Source organism: Gordonia sp. PS3, from assembly GCF_041950545.1.
GTDB classification, from domain to species: Bacteria; Actinomycetota; Actinomycetes; order Mycobacteriales; family Mycobacteriaceae; genus Gordonia; species Gordonia sihwensis.
The window spans coordinates 2,028,220-2,043,657 of record NZ_CP169524.1 but is presented as its reverse complement, the minus strand read 5'-3'; the positions used below and the strand labels follow the sequence as shown (position 1 = coordinate 2,043,657).

Here is a 15,438-nt window from a genome sequence, read left to right as displayed (position 1 = left end):
AGCGTGTCGAGATTGCGTGCGTGTGTCTCGATGCGCCGTGTCGCTTCGCTCTCTTGGCTTTCTCGACCGGCCTGGATAACAGGGCTATCGAGTAGCGGAGGAGCGTAGCGACGGAGCGTGTCGAGATTGCGTGCGTGTGTCTCGATGCGCCGTGTCGCTTCGCTCTCTTGGCTTTCTCGACCGGCCTGGATAACAGGGTCATCGAGTAGCGGAGGAGCGTAGCGACGGAGCGTGTCGAGATTGCGTGCGTGTGTCTCGATGCGCCGTGTCGCTTCGCTCTCTTGGCTTTCTCGACCGGCCTGGATAACAGGGTCATCGAGTAGCGGAGGAGCGCAGCGACGGAGCGTGTCGAGATTGCGTGCGTGTGTCTCGATGCGCCGTGTCGCTTCGCTCTCTTGGCTTTCTCGACTGGCCTGGGTAGCAGGGCAGCGACGGAGCGTGTCGAGATTGCGTGTGTGTCTCGATGCGCCGTGTCGCTTCGCTCTCTTGGCTTTCTCGACCGGCCTGGATAACAGGGTCATCGAGTAGCGGAGGAGCGTAGCGACGGAGCGTATCGAGGTTGTGCGTGTGTCTCGATGCGCCGTGTCGCTTCGCTCTCTTGGCTTTCTCGACTGGCCTGGGTAGCAGCGGAGCGACGGAGCGTATCGAGGTTGTGCGTGTGTCTCGATGCGCCGTGTCGCTTCGCTCTCTTGGCTTTCTCGACTGGCCTGGGTAGCAGGGCAGCGACGGAGCGTGTCGAGATTGCGTGTGTGTCTCGATGCGCCGTGTCGCTTCGCTCTCTTGGCTTTCTCGACCGGCCTGGGGCGCAGCGGAGCGACGGAGCGTGTCGAGATTGCGGGTGGGTCTCGATGTGCCCGTGTCGCTTTGCTTCCCTCGGCTTTCTCGACGGGCCTGGATAACAGGGTTTTCGAGTAGCGGAGGAGCGCAGCGACGGAGCGTATCGAGATCGCGCGGGTGTGTCTCGATGCGCCGTGCCGCTTCGCTCCCTGGCTCGACGAGCCGGGGAGCAGGGGCACTCTGCTCGGGCTACTCGGTGATCGAGGTCGACTTGATCTGCAGCGGGGTCTTCGGGAAACCGTTGGTGTCGGTGCCGATTGGACCCGGATCGATGCCGCCCGCGACCACCTTGTCGATGATCTTCATGCCGGCGTCGTCGACCTTGCCGACCACGGCGAGGGTCGGGGTGAGCTGGGTGTCCTTGGTCACGATGAAGAACTGGGCGCTGCCGGTGTTGGCGACGCCGTTCTGTTCGTCGTTCCGGTTCGCGATCGCGACGGTGCCGCGCGGGTAGACCACCGGGGGAGTCATGCCCATCTGCAACATCTGCGGGCTGATCTCGCCCTCTTTGAGGTTCGTGGGGTTCTCGTCGGGACTGCTCCAGCCGGGGGCGCCGGCGCCGGTGCGCGTCGGGTCGCCGCACTGCAGGATGTGGAGCTGATCGCTCTGCGCGAGCCGGTGGCAGTCGGTGCCGTCGTAGTAGTGGTTGTCGGAGAGCGAGACGATCGCGTTCACATTGCACGGCGCCTCGGAGCGGTCCAGGGTGATCGGCACCTGTCCGAGGTTGGTGTCCAGCGTCCATCCGACGGTGCCGGTGTTGAGTGTCCGGCTCTCCGGCATCGGGGAGGTGCGCAGCTTGCCTGCACCCTCGCGCATGAATGCGATGTACTGCTCGCCCTTGGCCTTCTGATCGGCCGGCGCGGTCTTGAGCTGCTCTTCGAGCGACTTGAGCTGCTGGTCCAGATCGTTGGGCGTCTTGGTGTACGTGCATTCGGTGTGCCGCTGGTCGTCCCAATGCCGGTAGTAGAAGTAGCCGCCGACGGCGACCGCGGCCAGCACCACCACGCTGCACACTGAGATGATCGTGATCCGCCGCTGCCGTGCGGCACGGCGCTCGCTCTCGAGCCGCTCTTCCAGCTTGCGGCGGGCAGCGTCGCGACGCTCTTCGTTGGACGACACGCTGGTGGAACCTCCTGTGCGGCATGTGGGACTGAGCACTGTCACGGCAGCGCGCCCCATGCTATCGCAGCGGTCTTCGGGGCCGATGAGACAATGGACTCCGACGTGTCGCCCTGCAGATCGCCGGGCGTTGACGAGGAGGTGTGCCACCGTGCTGATCGCCGGATTCCCCGCGGGCATGTTCCAGACCAACTGCTATCTGGTCGCCGAGGACCGGGGCAGCGACGCGGTCATCATCGATCCGGGCCAGGACGCGGCGCCCCAGGTTCGCGCGGCGCTCGCCGAATACGACCTGACGCCGGTGGCCGTCTTCCTGACCCACGGTCATCTCGACCACACCTGGAATGCCGCCGAACTCGCCGACGAGTATTCGATCCCGGTGTACATCCACGCCGACGACCGCCCGATGCTGACCGATCCCGGCATGGGCCTGGGCAGCGCGCTCTCGTCGATGATCGGCGACATGACCTTCGACGAACCGGAGAAGGTCATCGAGTTCGTCGACGGCGAGGACGTGGACGCGGCGGGAATCCGATGGTCGGTGGACCACGCGCCCGGGCACTCGCTGGGCAGTGTGCTGCTGACGCCGGACTCGGGTGAGGTCTGCTTCTCCGGCGACGTACTGTTCAATGGGTCGATCGGCCGGACCGACCTGCCCGGCGGCAGCCACCGCACGCTGCTCGAGTCGATCGCGGACAAGCTGATGGTGCGCGGCGACGACGTCGTGATCCTCCCGGGTCACGGACCCCAGACCACGATCGGAGCCGAGCGGGCCTCCAACCCGTTCCTGCTCGATCTTCCCGATGCGAACAAGAAAGGACGTTTCGGACTGTGAGTGGAGAATTTGCGGCGCCGAAAGGCATCCCCGACTACTTCCCGCCGGCCTCGGCGGACTTCCTCGCGGTACGGAACGCACTGACCGGCGCGGCGCACCGCGCGGGCTACGGGCACATCGAACTGCCGATCTTCGAGGACACCGCGCTCTTCGCCCGCGGCGTCGGCGAGTCGACTGACGTCGTCAGCAAGGAGATGTACACCTTCGCCGATCGCGGCGGCCGCTCGGTGACGCTGCGTCCGGAGGGCACGGCGGGCGTCATGCGCGCGGTGATCCAGCACGGTCTCGATCGCGGCCAGCTCCCGGTCAAGCTCTGCTACGCGGGCCCCTTCTTCCGGTATGAGCGGCCGCAGGCCGGCCGCTACCGCCAGCTCCAGCAGGTCGGGATCGAGGCCATCGGCGTCGACGACCCCGCGCTCGACGCCGAGGTGATCGCGGTGGCCGACGAGGGATACAAGCGTCTCGGTCTGTCCGGCTACCGACTCGAACTCACTTCGCTGGGCGACGACACCTGCCGCCCGCAGTACCGGGAAGCGTTGCAGCAGTTCCTGTTCGGTCTCGACCTCGACGAGGCGACGCGCGCGAGAGCGGAGATCAATCCGTTGCGCGTGCTCGACGACAAGCGGCCGGAGATCAAGGAGGCGACCGCGAGCGCGCCGCTGATGCTCGACCACCTGAGCGACTCGGCACGCGATCACTTCGAGCAGGTCCGGGGTCACCTCGACCGGCTGGGCGTCGAGTACGTGATCAATCCGCGCCTGGTGCGCGGGCTGGACTACTACACCAAGACCACCTTCGAGTTCGTCCACGACGGTCTCGGCGCGCAGTCGGGGATCGGCGGCGGTGGGCGCTACGACGGTCTGATGCGTCAGGTGGGAGGCAAGCAGGATCTCTCGGGCATCGGTTTCGGGATCGGCGTGGACCGGACGGTGCTGGCGCTGGAGGCCGAGGGCGTCTCGGTGGCCGGCGAAGGCCGGGTTCAGGTATTCGGTGTTCCCCTCGGAAGCGCGGCCAAGAGTGAGCTGGTCTCGCTCGCAGCGCAGTTGCGTGCCGCGGGCGTCAGCGTCGACCTCGCCTACGGTGATCGCGGACTGAAGGGCGCGATGAAGGCGGCCGACCGCTCGGGTGCCCGCCTCGCCCTGGTTCTCGGTGATCGCGAACTCGAGGAGCGCACGATCGAGCTCAAGGATCTGTCGAACGGCGAACAGCGCCGGATCGGCCTGGACGACGCGGTCGCGTCGGTGGTCGCCGCGCTGGCCTGAGCCGGCGCGATCAGAGGTCGTTGGTCGCGAAGGTGTCGCACCGGCGGGCGTCGCCGCCGTCGTAGCCGATCTTGAACCAGCGGACGCGCTGCGCCGCCGAACCGTGCGTCCAGCTCTCCGGGTTGGAGCGCGAGCCCTGGATGGTGTCGTCGCCGATGGCCTTGGCGCTCTGGATCACGGTCTGGATCTGCTCGTCGGACAGCGGTTCCAGCATCGCGTCGGGACCCTTGTCGGCATGATGGGCCCACACGCCCGCGAGGCAGTCGGCCTGGAGTTCGATGCGCACCGAGCCGGCGTTGCCCATGCGCTGCCCCTTCGCCAGCACGCCGGTCAGGTTCTCGACGTGATGGCCGAACTCGTGCGCGACGACGTACTCCTGGGCCAGCGGACCGTCGGACCCGCCCATCCTCTTGAGGTCGGCGAAGAACGACGGATCGAAGTAGGCGGTCTCGTCGCCCGGACAGTAGAACGGCCCCATCGCCGACGACGCGGCGCCGCACGCCGTGTTCACGCTGCCGCTGAAGACCACCGTCTTGGGCTGGGTGTAGCCCCGCATCAGGTTCGACCACACCTTGTCGAGGCTGATCGTCGTGGCTTTGATGCGGCACGCGTCGTCGGTGTTGGCCATCTCGACGGTGCAACTGTCGAGATGGCGCTGCATCTCGGCGTTGTTCGAACCGGCGCCCGAACCGGCGACCTGCTGGTTCGACGACGAGTCCGAGCCTCCGCCGAGAATGTCCCCGGGGTTGATACCGAACAGCAGCGCCACGATCGCCACGACGATGCCGGCCGCGCCCCCGACGACCATGCGCCCGCCGCCTCCTCCCGAGCCGCCGGCGCTCACATTCCCGCCCTCGAGCGGGCCGCTCCCTCGAAACGTCATGGGCTTACAGTAGCCGCGACATCGGCGGCCGGCCGTGACGTCGATGCGACTGTCGCTTTGTCGGTGGGGGTCCGTAGAATCGGCTGGAACAGCGTGAACCCTGGCAGCTCTGTGCTGCGCAGAAGGAAGGAACCCAGTGCTCCGCACTCATTTCGCCGGATCGTTGCGTCGTGAGGACGCCTCGCAGACCGTCACCGTCGTCGGATGGGTGGCGCGCCGGCGCGACCACGGTGGAGTCGTCTTCATCGATCTGCGTGACTCGTCCGGTCTGGTGCAGGTGGTCTTCCGCGACGAACAGGTCGCCGAAGCGGCTCATCGGCTGCGTGCCGAGTACTGCGTCCAGGTCACCGGCGAGGTGGAGGTCCGGCCGGAAGGCAGCGAGAACGCCTCGCTCGCCTCCGGTGCGATCGAGATCAACGCCCGCGAACTCGTGGTCCTCAACGAGTCGGCTCCGCTCCCGTTCCAGCTCGACGAGCAGCCCGGCGAGGAGGCGCGACTGCGCCATCGCTACCTCGATCTGCGCCGCGAGGGACCGGCGAAGGCCATCCGGCTGCGCTCGCAGGTGAGTGCGGCGGCGCGGTCGGTGCTGGGTGCGCACGACTTCGTCGAGATCGAGACGCCGACGCTGACCCGGTCGACACCCGAGGGCGCCCGCGACTTCCTCGTGCCCGCGCGACTGCAGCCGGGATCGTTCTACGCACTGCCGCAGAGCCCGCAGCTGTTCAAGCAGTTGCTGATGGTCGCGGGCATGGAGCGGTACTACCAGATCGCACGCTGCTACCGGGACGAGGACTTCCGCGCCGACCGGCAGCCGGAGTTCACCCAGCTCGACATCGAGATGAGCTTCGTCGACGAGGACGACGTGATCGCCCTCGCCGAGGAGATCCTCGCGGCGCTGTGGAAGCTGATCGGCGTCGAGATCACCACGCCGATCCCGCGGATGACGTACGCGGACGCCATGCGGCGCTTCGGCAGCGACAAGCCCGATCTGCGCTTCGACATCGAACTCGTCGAGTGCACCGAGTTCTTCGCCGACACCCCGTTCCGCGTCTTCCAGGCGCCGTACGTCGGCGCCGTGGTGATGCCCGGCGGCGCGTCGCAGCCGCGCAGGCAGCTCGACGCCTGGCAGGAGTGGGCCAAGCAGCGCGGCGCCCGCGGCCTGGCGTACGTGCTGGTCCAGGAGGACGGCAGCCTCACGGGGCCGGTCTCGAAGAACATCTCCGACGCCGAGCGCGAAGGTCTGGCGGCTCACGTCGGAGCCCAGCCGGGCGACTGCGTCTTCTTCGCCGCCGGTGCGGTCAAGAGCTCGCGGGCGCTGCTGGGCGCGGCCCGCGGTGAGATCGCCGAGAAGCTCGGACTCATCAAGGACGGCGACTGGGCGTTCACCTGGGTCGTCGACGCCCCGCTGTTCGAGCCGGCCGACGACGCCACGGCCGCCGGCGACGTCGCGGTGGGGACGGGCGCGTGGACTGCCGTCCACCACGCCTTCACCTCGCCGAAGCCCGAGTCGATGGATCTGCTCGAATCGAACCCCGGCGAGGCGCTGGCCTACGCCTACGACATCGTCTGCAACGGCAACGAGATCGGCGGCGGTTCGATCCGCATCCATCGTCGCGATGTGCAGGAGCGTGTCTTCAAGATCATGGGCATCAGCGAGGAGGACGCGCAGGAGAAGTTCGGCTTCCTGCTCGACGCCTTCTCGTACGGTGCGCCGCCGCACGGCGGCATCGCCTTCGGCTGGGACCGGATCACCGCACTGCTCGCCGGCGAGCCGTCGATCCGCGAGGTGATCGCCTTCCCGAAGTCGGGAGGCGGCATCGACCCGCTGACCGACGCTCCGGCGCCGATCACTCCCGAGCAGCGCAAGGAGACCGGCATCGACGCGAAGCCGCAGAAGCCGGAGAACAACTCGGACAAGAAGAAGGTGGACGAGGCCGGTGCGGCCGCCGGAACGAAGGCGTCCGAAGCCTGAGGAAGCCATGACTGTAATCGCTGACGAACGGATCACGTCAGTTCTGGAGGCCGCCGAAGGCGTCCTCGCCAAGCGCGCGGGCACCGCGGTGCGGCTCGACGGACCCGAGGACCTCGGCGGGACCGGGCGGTCCACCGTCATCCGGGCCCGCGTGCTCGACAACCCGGTGTCGCTGGACCGAACCGTCGTCGTCAAGGCCTTCGACCAGCAGACTCCCGCGTCGCAGGTGCTCCGCGAGATCGCGTCCTACCGTTATGCCACGGCGCTGCCCACCCGTTCGCGGCCCGGGCCCCAGCTCCTCGCCTCCGAACTGGAGGCGCGCATTCTGGTGCTCACCGACCTCGGCCACGGCCGGCCGATGGTGGAACTGCTCGGCTCCAACGACGCCGACGAGGTGGAACGGGGTGTGAGCGCGTGGGGGCAGGCGCTCGGCCGGATGCACGCCGCCACTCTCGGGGGCGAAGAGGACTTCCGCACCCTGATGCACATCAGCGGCAAGGACCGCGGCGGCACCGCCTCGCGCATCTTCGCCTCCGACGGCGGCATCGTCGACGAGGCCGCGGCCTCGGTGGACGCGTATGAGCAGATTCTCGAACGCATCGACGTCGAGTTGCCGGCAGGCGCCCGCGAGACGCTCGAGAACAGCCTGCGGCTGTTCGACGAAGGGGACTTCCGGGCGTTCAGCCCGGCCGACGTCGGCCCGGAGAACATTCTCATCAACGGTGACGGCGTCCAGTTCATGGATTACGAGTGGGGCGAGTTCCGCGATGCGGCACTCGATGTGGCGTACGCGCTCGCGACCTTCCCGGCCCGGCTCGCCGTCGATGTGGTGCCCGAGCGGCTCGAGTTGGAGAAGTCCCTCGCGGACGCCTGGCGCGGCGAGGTGAAGCCGCTGTGGCCGTCGATCAGCGATCGCGGCCTCGCCGAACGGATCTTCCACGCGCGTGCGCTGTGGGTGTGGCTGTCCACCTACTGGCTCATCCGCGGCGACTCCAGCGGACACGACTGGGCGTTGCACACCACGGACGCGCGCGTGGTGCTGTCCCGGTGGGCCGACCTCGCCGATTCGGGGGACTCGTACGACGTCGGCGGCGAGTTCATCGACGCCGCGGACCGGATGCAAGAGGCCCTGCGGATCTACTGGTTCGGGTGATCGGGAGCTGTGGACGAGGGCCTGTTCGGGACACCGGACGATTCCGGTGACGCGATCGAGTCCGGTGCGGCCGGTCGGCCCGCGCCGCCGCTCGCCGTCCGGATGCGCCCGGCGTCGCTCGATGAGATCGTCGGCCAGGACCATCTGCTCGGCGGGCGTTCGCCGCTGCGCCGGCTGATCGCCGGTTCGGGTGCCGCGTCGGTACTGCTCTACGGTCCGCCCGGCACCGGCAAGACCACGATGGCCTCACTCATCAGCCAGGCCACCGGCGGTCGTTTCGAGGCGCTCTCGGCACTCTCGTCGGGCGTCAAGGAAGTCCGTGCCGTCATCGACATGGCCCGGCGACGGCTGGCGCACGGACAGCAGACGGTGCTGTTCATCGACGAGGTCCACCGGTTCTCGAAGACTCAGCAGGACGCGCTCCTGGACGCCGTGGAGAACCGGATCGTGCTGCTGGTGGCGGCGACCACGGAGAATCCGTCGTTCTCGGTGGTCGCGCCGCTGCTGTCGCGGTCGCTGGTGCTCCAGTTGCGATCGCTGACCGACGACGACGTCAAGACCGTGCTGCGCCGGGCCGTCGCCGATCCGCGCGGCCTCGACGGCTCGGTGGAACTGTCTGACGAGGCGCTCGACCACCTGGTCGCGGTGGCGGGCGGTGACGCGCGGCGCGCGCTGACCGCACTGGAGGCGAGCGCGGACGCGGCCGAGGCCGGCGATGTGATCGAGGTCGCCGACGTGGAGGCCGCCATCGACCGGGCCGCGGTCCGCTACGACCGCGACGGCGATCAGCACTACGACGTCACGAGTGCCTTCATCAAGTCGATCCGCGGATCGGATGTCGACGCCGCGCTGCACTATCTGGCGAGGATGATCACCGCGGGGGAGGATCCCCGGTTCATCGCGAGGCGATTGATGATCCACGCCAGTGAGGACATCGGCATGGCCGACCCGACGGCGCTGCAGGCGGCGGTCGCCGCCGCGCAGGTGGTGCAGATGGTCGGGATGCCCGAGGCGCAGCTCGCGTTGGCCCAGGCCACCATCCATCTGGCGACCGCGCCGAAGTCCGGTGCGGTGACTTCGGCGCTGGGGAAGGCGATGACCGATGTGGCGGCGGGCAAGGCCGGCGCCGTCCCGCCGCATCTGCGCGACGGTCATTACGCGGGAGCCAAGAAGTTGGGCAACGCGATCGGATACCGGTTCCCGCACGACGACCCCGACGGGGTGCTGGCGCAGCAGTACGCACCGGACGCGCTCGTCGGCGTCGACTACTACGAGCCGACCGACCACGGATTCGAACGGGAACTCGCCCCGCGCGTGGGTCGTCTGCGCTCCATCGTGCGCGGGCTCACTTCCCGGGGGCGCTCCCGCAGGTGACGCGCCGGTGGGGCGTAAACTCGACTGTTGATTCTCTGCCCGACTTCTACGAAGGACACCGCCGCAGTGCAGACGCATGAAATCCGGAAGCGATTCCTGGATCACTTCATCCGCGCCGGACACACCGAGGTGCCGAGCGCCTCGCTGATCCTGGACGATCCGAACCTTCTGTTCGTCAACGCCGGCATGGTGCCTTTCAAGCCCTTCTTCCTCGGCGACCAGACACCGCCGTACACCCGCGCGACGAGCGTGCAGAAGTGCGTGCGCACCCTCGACATCGAAGAGGTCGGGATCACCACCCGCCACAACACCTTCTTCCAGATGGCGGGCAACTTCTCCTTCGGCGACTACTTCAAGCGCGAGGCGATCCGGTTCGCTTGGGAACTGCTGACCAATTCGGTCGAGGACGGCGGATACGGCATCGACCCGACGAGGCTGTGGCCGACGGTGTACCTCGACGACGACGAGGCCGAGAGCATCTGGCGCGACGAGATCGGCGTGCCGTCCGAACGGATCCAGCGGCGCGGCATGGCCGACAACTACTGGTCGATGGGCGTGCCCGGACCGTGCGGTCCGTGTTCGGAGATCTTCTACGACCGCGGCCCCGAGTACGGCGTCGAAGGCGGTCCCGAGGCCGACGAGGACCGGTACATCGAGATCTGGAATCTCGTCTTCATGCAGAACGAACGCGGTGAGGGCACCAGCAAGGACGACTACGAGATCCTCGGCCCGCTGCCGAAGAAGAACATCGACACCGGCATGGGCATCGAGCGGGTCGCCTGCCTGCTGCAGGGCGTCGACAACGTTTACGAGACCGACCTGCTCAAGCCGATCATCGACCTCGCGTCCCGCCTCACCGGCCGCGAGTACGGAGCGGGCAAGCACGAGGACGACGTCCGCTTCCGCGTGGTCGCCGACCACGCCCGCACCGCGGCGATGCTGATCGGCGACGGTGTGGTTCCCGCGAACGACGGTCGCGGGTACGTGCTGCGCCGACTGCTGCGCCGCATCGTGCGGTCCATGCGGCTGCTGGGGTCGGGCACCACCGGCGCCGGCGAGGCCACGATGGAGCGGATCATCGCCGAAGTGATCGATGTGATGAGCCCGTCGTACCCCGAATTGGAGCAGCAGCGGGCCCACATCCTGTCGGTCGCGGTGGCCGAGGAGACCACCTTCGCCCGGACGCTGGCAGCGGGCTCCAAGCTGTTCTCGGAGGCGGCCGACGCCACCAAGAGGGCCGGAAGCACCTCGATCAGCGGCAGCGACGCCTTCACCCTCCACGACACCTACGGCTTCCCGATCGACCTGACCCTGGAGATGGCGGCCGAAGCGGGTCTGGAGGTGGACCGCGAGGGCTTCTCCGAGCTGATGGGCGAGCAGCGCCGCCGCGCGAAGGCCGATGCGAGTGCGCGCAAGTCGTCGCACGCCGACCAGTCGGTGTACCGCGAGTTCCTCGACCGCGGACCCACCGAGTTCACCGGTTTCGACGAACTGGTGTCGGAGGCTCGCGTGCTGGGCCTGGTGGCCGACGGACAGCGTGTCCGGTCCGCCGCCCCCGGCACCGAACTGGAACTGATCCTCGACCGCAGCCCCCTCTACGCCGAGTCGGGCGGCCAGATGGCCGACCGGGGAACGATCACCACCGGAGACGGTGTGCGGCTGGCCGTCCGAGACGTCCAGAAGGTCGGCAAGAAGGTGTGGCTGCACCGGGTGGTGGTCGACGAGGGCGAGATCGTCGAGGGCGACGAGGTGCTCGCCGCGGTGGACGCGGGCTGGCGTCACGGCGCCACTCAGGGGCATTCGGGGACGCACATGGTGCACGCCGCGCTGCGGGAGGTCCTCGGCCCCACCGCCACCCAGGCCGGTTCGCTGAACCGTCCGGGTTACCTGCGTTTCGACTTCCATGCAGGCAGTGGGCTCACGGACGCTCAGCGCGAGGAGATCGAGCGGATCGCCAACCAAGCGGTGGAAGCCAACTACGCGGTGAACACCTTCGAGACCGATCTGGCGAAGGCCAAGGCGATGGGTGCCATGGCCCTGTTCGGCGAGAACTACGGTGACCGCGTCCGGGTGGTCGAGATCGGCGGACCGTTCTCGATGGAACTCTGCGGCGGCACCCATGTGGCGAGCTCGGCGCAGATCGGTCCGATCACGGTGATCGGCGAGTCGTCGGTCGGGTCGGGCACGCGCCGCGTCGAGGCATACGTCGGCATGGACTCCTTCCGCTACCTCTCGCGGGAGCGTGCCCTGATGGCCGGCCTGGCCGCGTCCCTCAAGGTGCCCTCCGAGGAGGTGCCCGATCGGGTCGAGCAGTTGGTCCTGAAGCTCAAGGAGGCCGAGAAGACCGTCGCGGCACTGCGGGCGGAGCAGTCCCGGGCAGCGGTCGCGGGCCTGATCGACGAGGCCGTCACCGTCGGTGACACGCTGCTCGTGGCGGCCCGCGTCGCGGACGGTGTGGACGCGAACGGCCTGCGCGGACTGGTGACCGACCTCCGTGGCCGCGTCGCCGACCGCAATGCGGTTGTCGCACTCTTCTCGTCGGCCGACGGCAAGGTCCCGTTCGCGATCGGCACCACCGACGCCGCGCGCGCGGCCGGTGTCAAGGCGGGCGACCTCGTGAAGGAACTGGCACCGCTGGTGTCGGGCCGGGGCGGCGGCAAGCCGGACCTGGCACAGGGCTCGGGCACCGACGCCGCGGGCATCGACGCCGCTCTGGCGCGGCTGCGCGAGGTCGTCGGCGGCCGGTGATCTCACCTCGCGGACGCCGCATCGCCATCGACGTGGGAAGCGTGCGCGTCGGGGTCGCGGTGTGCGACCCCGACGGAATCCTGGCGACCCCGGTCGAGACGGTCCGGCGCGCCAAGGACGGTTCCGACGTGGCGCGGATCGTGGAGATCATCGCCGAGTACGAGGCGATCGGCGTGGTGATCGGCCTGCCGCGGACACTGCGCGGCGAAGAGGGACCGGCGGTCCGTGCCGCGCGGTATTTCGGACGTCAACTGGCGGCCGAAGCCGACGGAGTCGCGATCGAGTTCTACGACGAGAGGCTCACCACAGTCACTGCGACTGCTGCGCTGCGTGCGTCGGGAGTGAAAGCGAAAGACGCGCGTGCCGTCGTGGATCAGGCTGCGGCTGTCGCTATCCTTCAGGGATGGCTCGACGCGCAACGATGAGCCGCCAGCCGACGAGGAGGAATCTCTCAAGTGTCTGACCAGGACGACCCGCGCAGCGAAGGATCCGGCGGACGATTGCCGTCTGACGGAGACCGGCGCCGCTACTTCGCGGAGTCGATGGGCGCCGGACAGTCGGGCAACCGGCATCGCCGCCGGCGTGCGCCCGGTGATCCGACGACGACGGGCAGCATTCCGATCGTCCGGGTGGGGGATTCACTGCCGGATCCGACGATCGAGTACCGGACCCCGGAGCCGCCTGCCGGCGAGCCGTCGCCGTACTTCCAGGTCCAGTACCGCCCGACCGAGGTGGAGGGGCTGAGCTTCACCGAACCGCGGACCTCGCCGCACTCGACGGAACCGCCGACGATCGTGAACCCGCCGGCACGTCACGCGCAGGAGCAGCAGACTCAGGTCCCGCAGACTCAGGTGCCCCAGACCGAGGTCCCACAGACTCAGGTCCCACAGGCTCAGCCGGTGCAACAACCCGAGCCGACCGGTCTCTTCGACATCCTGGATGTCACGCAGGACGACGTCACCCCGGGCGAGACCACCGGATCGCACGCCCGGTACGACGCGCCGCCGGCGGAGTACGCCGCCACCGACTATGCGCCGACCGACTATTCATCGGCTGAGTATGCGCCGGCCGACCATGCACCTGCCGAGTACGCGTCCGCGGACCCTCGAGCCGCGGGCACCGTGGGCCAGGACGTCGCGGCGGCGGGCTATGCGCCGGCCGGCGCCGCCGATGAGGACGCCGATCTCGTCGATCGTCCGATGCCCGCCCGCAAGCGCAACCGCAAGGTGGTCGTCGCCGTTCTGGCGATCCTCCTCGTGGTCATCCTGGTCCTGGCGGGCATCGCGCTGAAGGCGCTCGGCGTCTTCGACTCCAGCACCGACTACGACAGCAGCACCGGGCACGGCTCGGCGCTGGTGGAGATCCAGAGCGATGCGACGGTGCGTGACATCGGCGACACTCTCACCGACGCCGGCGTTGTCGGCAGCCGCAAGGCCTTCGTCAACGCCACCGGCAACGACACCGTCGCCGCGGGCTTCTACAAACTGCCCAAGGGCATCTCGGCCGAGGCGGCGGTGCAGAAGATGCAGGGCAGCGACAATCGCGTCGGTTTCATGGTGGTGCCCGAAGGTCTGCAGCTCGATACCAAGAAGGGCGTCGACGGCAAGACGACGACGGGCATCTTCCAGCGGATCGCCGACGCGACGACGGTGAAGACCGACGATCAGACCTACGGGGTCACCGTCGATCAGCTGATGGAGGCCGCCGCGACCGCCAGCGCCACCGAACTCGGCATCCCGTCGTGGGCGCTCGAGGCGTTCAACCGGCTCGGCAACGACCATCGCCGGATCGAGGGGCTCATCGCCTCGGGTGCGTGGGAGGATCTCGACCCGCGGATGTCCGCCGTGGAGATACTGCACACCCTGATCACCAACTCCGACAAGCGCTTCACGGCATGGGGCCTGCAGTCCGACAACAACACCGGACTCACGCCCTACCAGAACCTGGTGACGGCGTCGATCGTCGAACGCGAGGCGAACAAGGACGAGGACTTCCCCAAGGTCGCCCGCGTGATCTTGAACCGGCTCAAGGCCGGACAGCGGCTGGAGATGGATTCGACGATCAACTACACCGCGGCCGTCACGGACGTCGATGTGCGCGGTGACGTCTACAAGGACGAGAACGCCTGGAACACCTACCAGCACGAGGGCTTGCCGATCACACCGATCGGTGCGGTCGGTGAGCGTGCGCTCCACGCCACGCTGAATCCCGCCAGCGGCGACTGGCTGTACTTCGTCACCGTCGACAAGCAGGGCACCACGCTGTTCTCGAAGACCTTCGACCAGCACAAGAAGAACCGTCAGGTGGCGTGCAAGAACAAGCTCCTGACCACCGGCTGCGAATGACGGGCGAGAATCCCGTGGACCCCGTACCACGCAAGGCCGCGGTGCTCGGCTCGCCGGTGGCGCACTCCAAGTCCCCGGCGCTGCACCGTGCGGCCTACCGGGCGCTGGGTCTGCGAGGCTGGACGTACGAGGCCATCGACACCACGGCGGAGCAGCTTCCCGACCGTGTCTCCCGCGCGGGTGCCGAATGGATCGGTTTCTCGGTGACCATGCCCGGCAAGCTCGCGGCGCTGGCCTTCGCCGACGAGCGGACGCGCCGAGCCGAATTGATCGGATCGGCCAACACCCTGGTGCGCACCGACGCCGGGTGGCGGGCCGACTGCACCGACGTGGACGGGATGACCGGCGCGCTGGCAGCGGCCGGACTCCCCGCCGGGGCATCGCGAGCCGTGGTGATAGGCGCGGGCGGAACCGCGCTGCCGACGCTCGCGGCGCTGGCCGACGCCGGCGTCTCAGCGGTGTCGATCGTCGCACGCAGTGCCCAGCGGGCGCGCGGCGCGTGCGACCTCGCCGAGCAACTCGGCCTGTCGGTGGAGGTGGTGCCCTTCGACGGCGGCGCGACGGTGCGTCAGGCGTGCGCGGCCGCCGACGTCACCGTGTCGACGGTGCCGGCGCCGGCCGCCGAGGCGCTGATTCCGGCGGTGACCGCCACGCCGCGCCTGATCGACGTGATCTACGACCCGTGGCCGACGCCGCTCGCCGCCGCGACGGCCGCCGCCGGCGGCACCGTGGTCGGGGGACTGGTGATGTTGTTGAACCAGGCCTACAGCCAGGTGGAGCAGTTCACCGGCAGACCTGCCCCGAAGGCCGCCATGGCTGCGGCGGTCGGTCTGGCGCTCTGAGTCGACCCCGGTCGGGTGTCGGGGCCTGTGGATCGGGTGATTGTCGCGGTCCACAGGGGACCGGGACG

At 68.6% G+C, this 15,438-nt stretch carries 11 protein-coding genes; 9 read left to right on the top strand and 2 right to left on the bottom strand.

Annotated elements, in window-relative coordinates:
• Positions 1-1,026: 1,026 nt before the first annotated feature.
• Positions 1,027-1,956: a peptidylprolyl isomerase gene (locus ACE11G_RS09435; protein WP_006894782.1), complete on the bottom strand. Its 930-nt coding sequence runs from the start codon at positions 1,954-1,956 to the stop codon at positions 1,027-1,029.
• A 151-nt stretch (positions 1,957-2,107) separates the two neighbouring features.
• Between ACE11G_RS09435 and ACE11G_RS09430 the strand changes: the two genes are divergently transcribed.
• On the top strand, positions 2,108-2,791 hold the full coding sequence (locus ACE11G_RS09430) for an MBL fold metallo-hydrolase (RefSeq protein WP_006894783.1): 684 nt from the start codon (positions 2,108-2,110) through the stop codon (positions 2,789-2,791).
• Positions 2,788-4,053 carry a histidine--tRNA ligase gene (hisS, locus tag ACE11G_RS09425; RefSeq protein ID WP_062367522.1) on the top strand — a complete coding sequence of 422 codons (1,266 nt, stop codon included), beginning with the start codon at positions 2,788-2,790 and terminating at the stop codon, positions 4,051-4,053. The genes ACE11G_RS09430 and hisS overlap by 4 nt, the downstream gene beginning before the upstream one ends.
• A gap of 10 nt (positions 4,054-4,063) precedes the next feature.
• Here the strand turns inward: hisS and ACE11G_RS09420 are convergent, their stop codons facing one another.
• The gene (locus ACE11G_RS09420; RefSeq protein ID WP_045539259.1) at positions 4,064-4,936 is read right to left on the bottom strand and encodes a neutral zinc metallopeptidase; all 873 of its coding nucleotides are present in this window, start codon (positions 4,934-4,936) and stop codon (positions 4,064-4,066) included.
• 136 nt (positions 4,937-5,072) lie between these two features.
• Here ACE11G_RS09420 and aspS point away from each other — a divergent pair, with 136 nt between their 5' ends.
• From aspS to ACE11G_RS09385, 7 genes are all read left to right on the top strand, one after another.
• Positions 5,073-6,908 (top strand): aspartate--tRNA ligase, encoded by a 1,836-nt coding sequence (aspS, locus tag ACE11G_RS09415; protein WP_006894786.1) that lies wholly within the window; start codon positions 5,073-5,075, stop codon positions 6,906-6,908.
• Between the two features lie 7 nt (positions 6,909-6,915).
• Positions 6,916-8,061, top strand: coding sequence for a phosphotransferase (locus ACE11G_RS09410; protein ID WP_006894787.1), 1,146 nt, complete (start codon positions 6,916-6,918; stop codon positions 8,059-8,061).
• Positions 8,062-8,070: 9 nt separating this feature from the next.
• Positions 8,071-9,435 (top strand): replication-associated recombination protein A, encoded by a 1,365-nt coding sequence (locus ACE11G_RS09405; protein WP_045539258.1) that lies wholly within the window; start codon positions 8,071-8,073, stop codon positions 9,433-9,435.
• A gap of 66 nt (positions 9,436-9,501) precedes the next feature.
• Positions 9,502-12,183, top strand: a complete 2,682-nt coding sequence (gene alaS / locus ACE11G_RS09400) for an alanine--tRNA ligase (protein ID WP_045539257.1) — start codon at positions 9,502-9,504, stop codon at positions 12,181-12,183.
• Positions 12,180-12,608, top strand: coding sequence for a Holliday junction resolvase RuvX (gene ruvX / locus ACE11G_RS09395; RefSeq protein ID WP_006894791.1), 429 nt, complete (start codon positions 12,180-12,182; stop codon positions 12,606-12,608). The genes alaS and ruvX overlap by 4 nt, the downstream gene beginning before the upstream one ends.
• Positions 12,609-12,638: 30 nt before the next feature.
• A complete protein-coding gene (gene mltG, locus ACE11G_RS09390; RefSeq protein WP_375001944.1) occupies positions 12,639-14,528 on the top strand; it encodes an endolytic transglycosylase MltG in 1,890 nt (629 codons plus the stop codon).
• The gene (locus ACE11G_RS09385; RefSeq protein WP_006894793.1) at positions 14,525-15,370 is read left to right on the top strand and encodes a shikimate dehydrogenase; all 846 of its coding nucleotides are present in this window, start codon (positions 14,525-14,527) and stop codon (positions 15,368-15,370) included. Before mltG ends, ACE11G_RS09385 begins: the two co-directional genes overlap by 4 nt.
• Positions 15,371-15,438 lie beyond the last annotated feature (68 nt).

What these genes read in the sequence shown, in the direction of transcription:
- ACE11G_RS09420 (WP_045539259.1), bottom strand. Translation starts at nt 4,936, where the DNA reads ATGACGTTTCGAGGGAGCGGCCCGCTCGAGGGCGGGAATGTGAGCGCC.
- ACE11G_RS09410 (WP_006894787.1), top strand. Translation starts at nt 6,916, where the DNA reads ATGACTGTAATCGCTGACGAACGGATCACGTCAGTTCTGGAGGCCGCC.
- ACE11G_RS09385 (WP_006894793.1), top strand. Translation starts at nt 14,525, where the DNA reads ATGACGGGCGAGAATCCCGTGGACCCCGTACCACGCAAGGCCGCGGTG.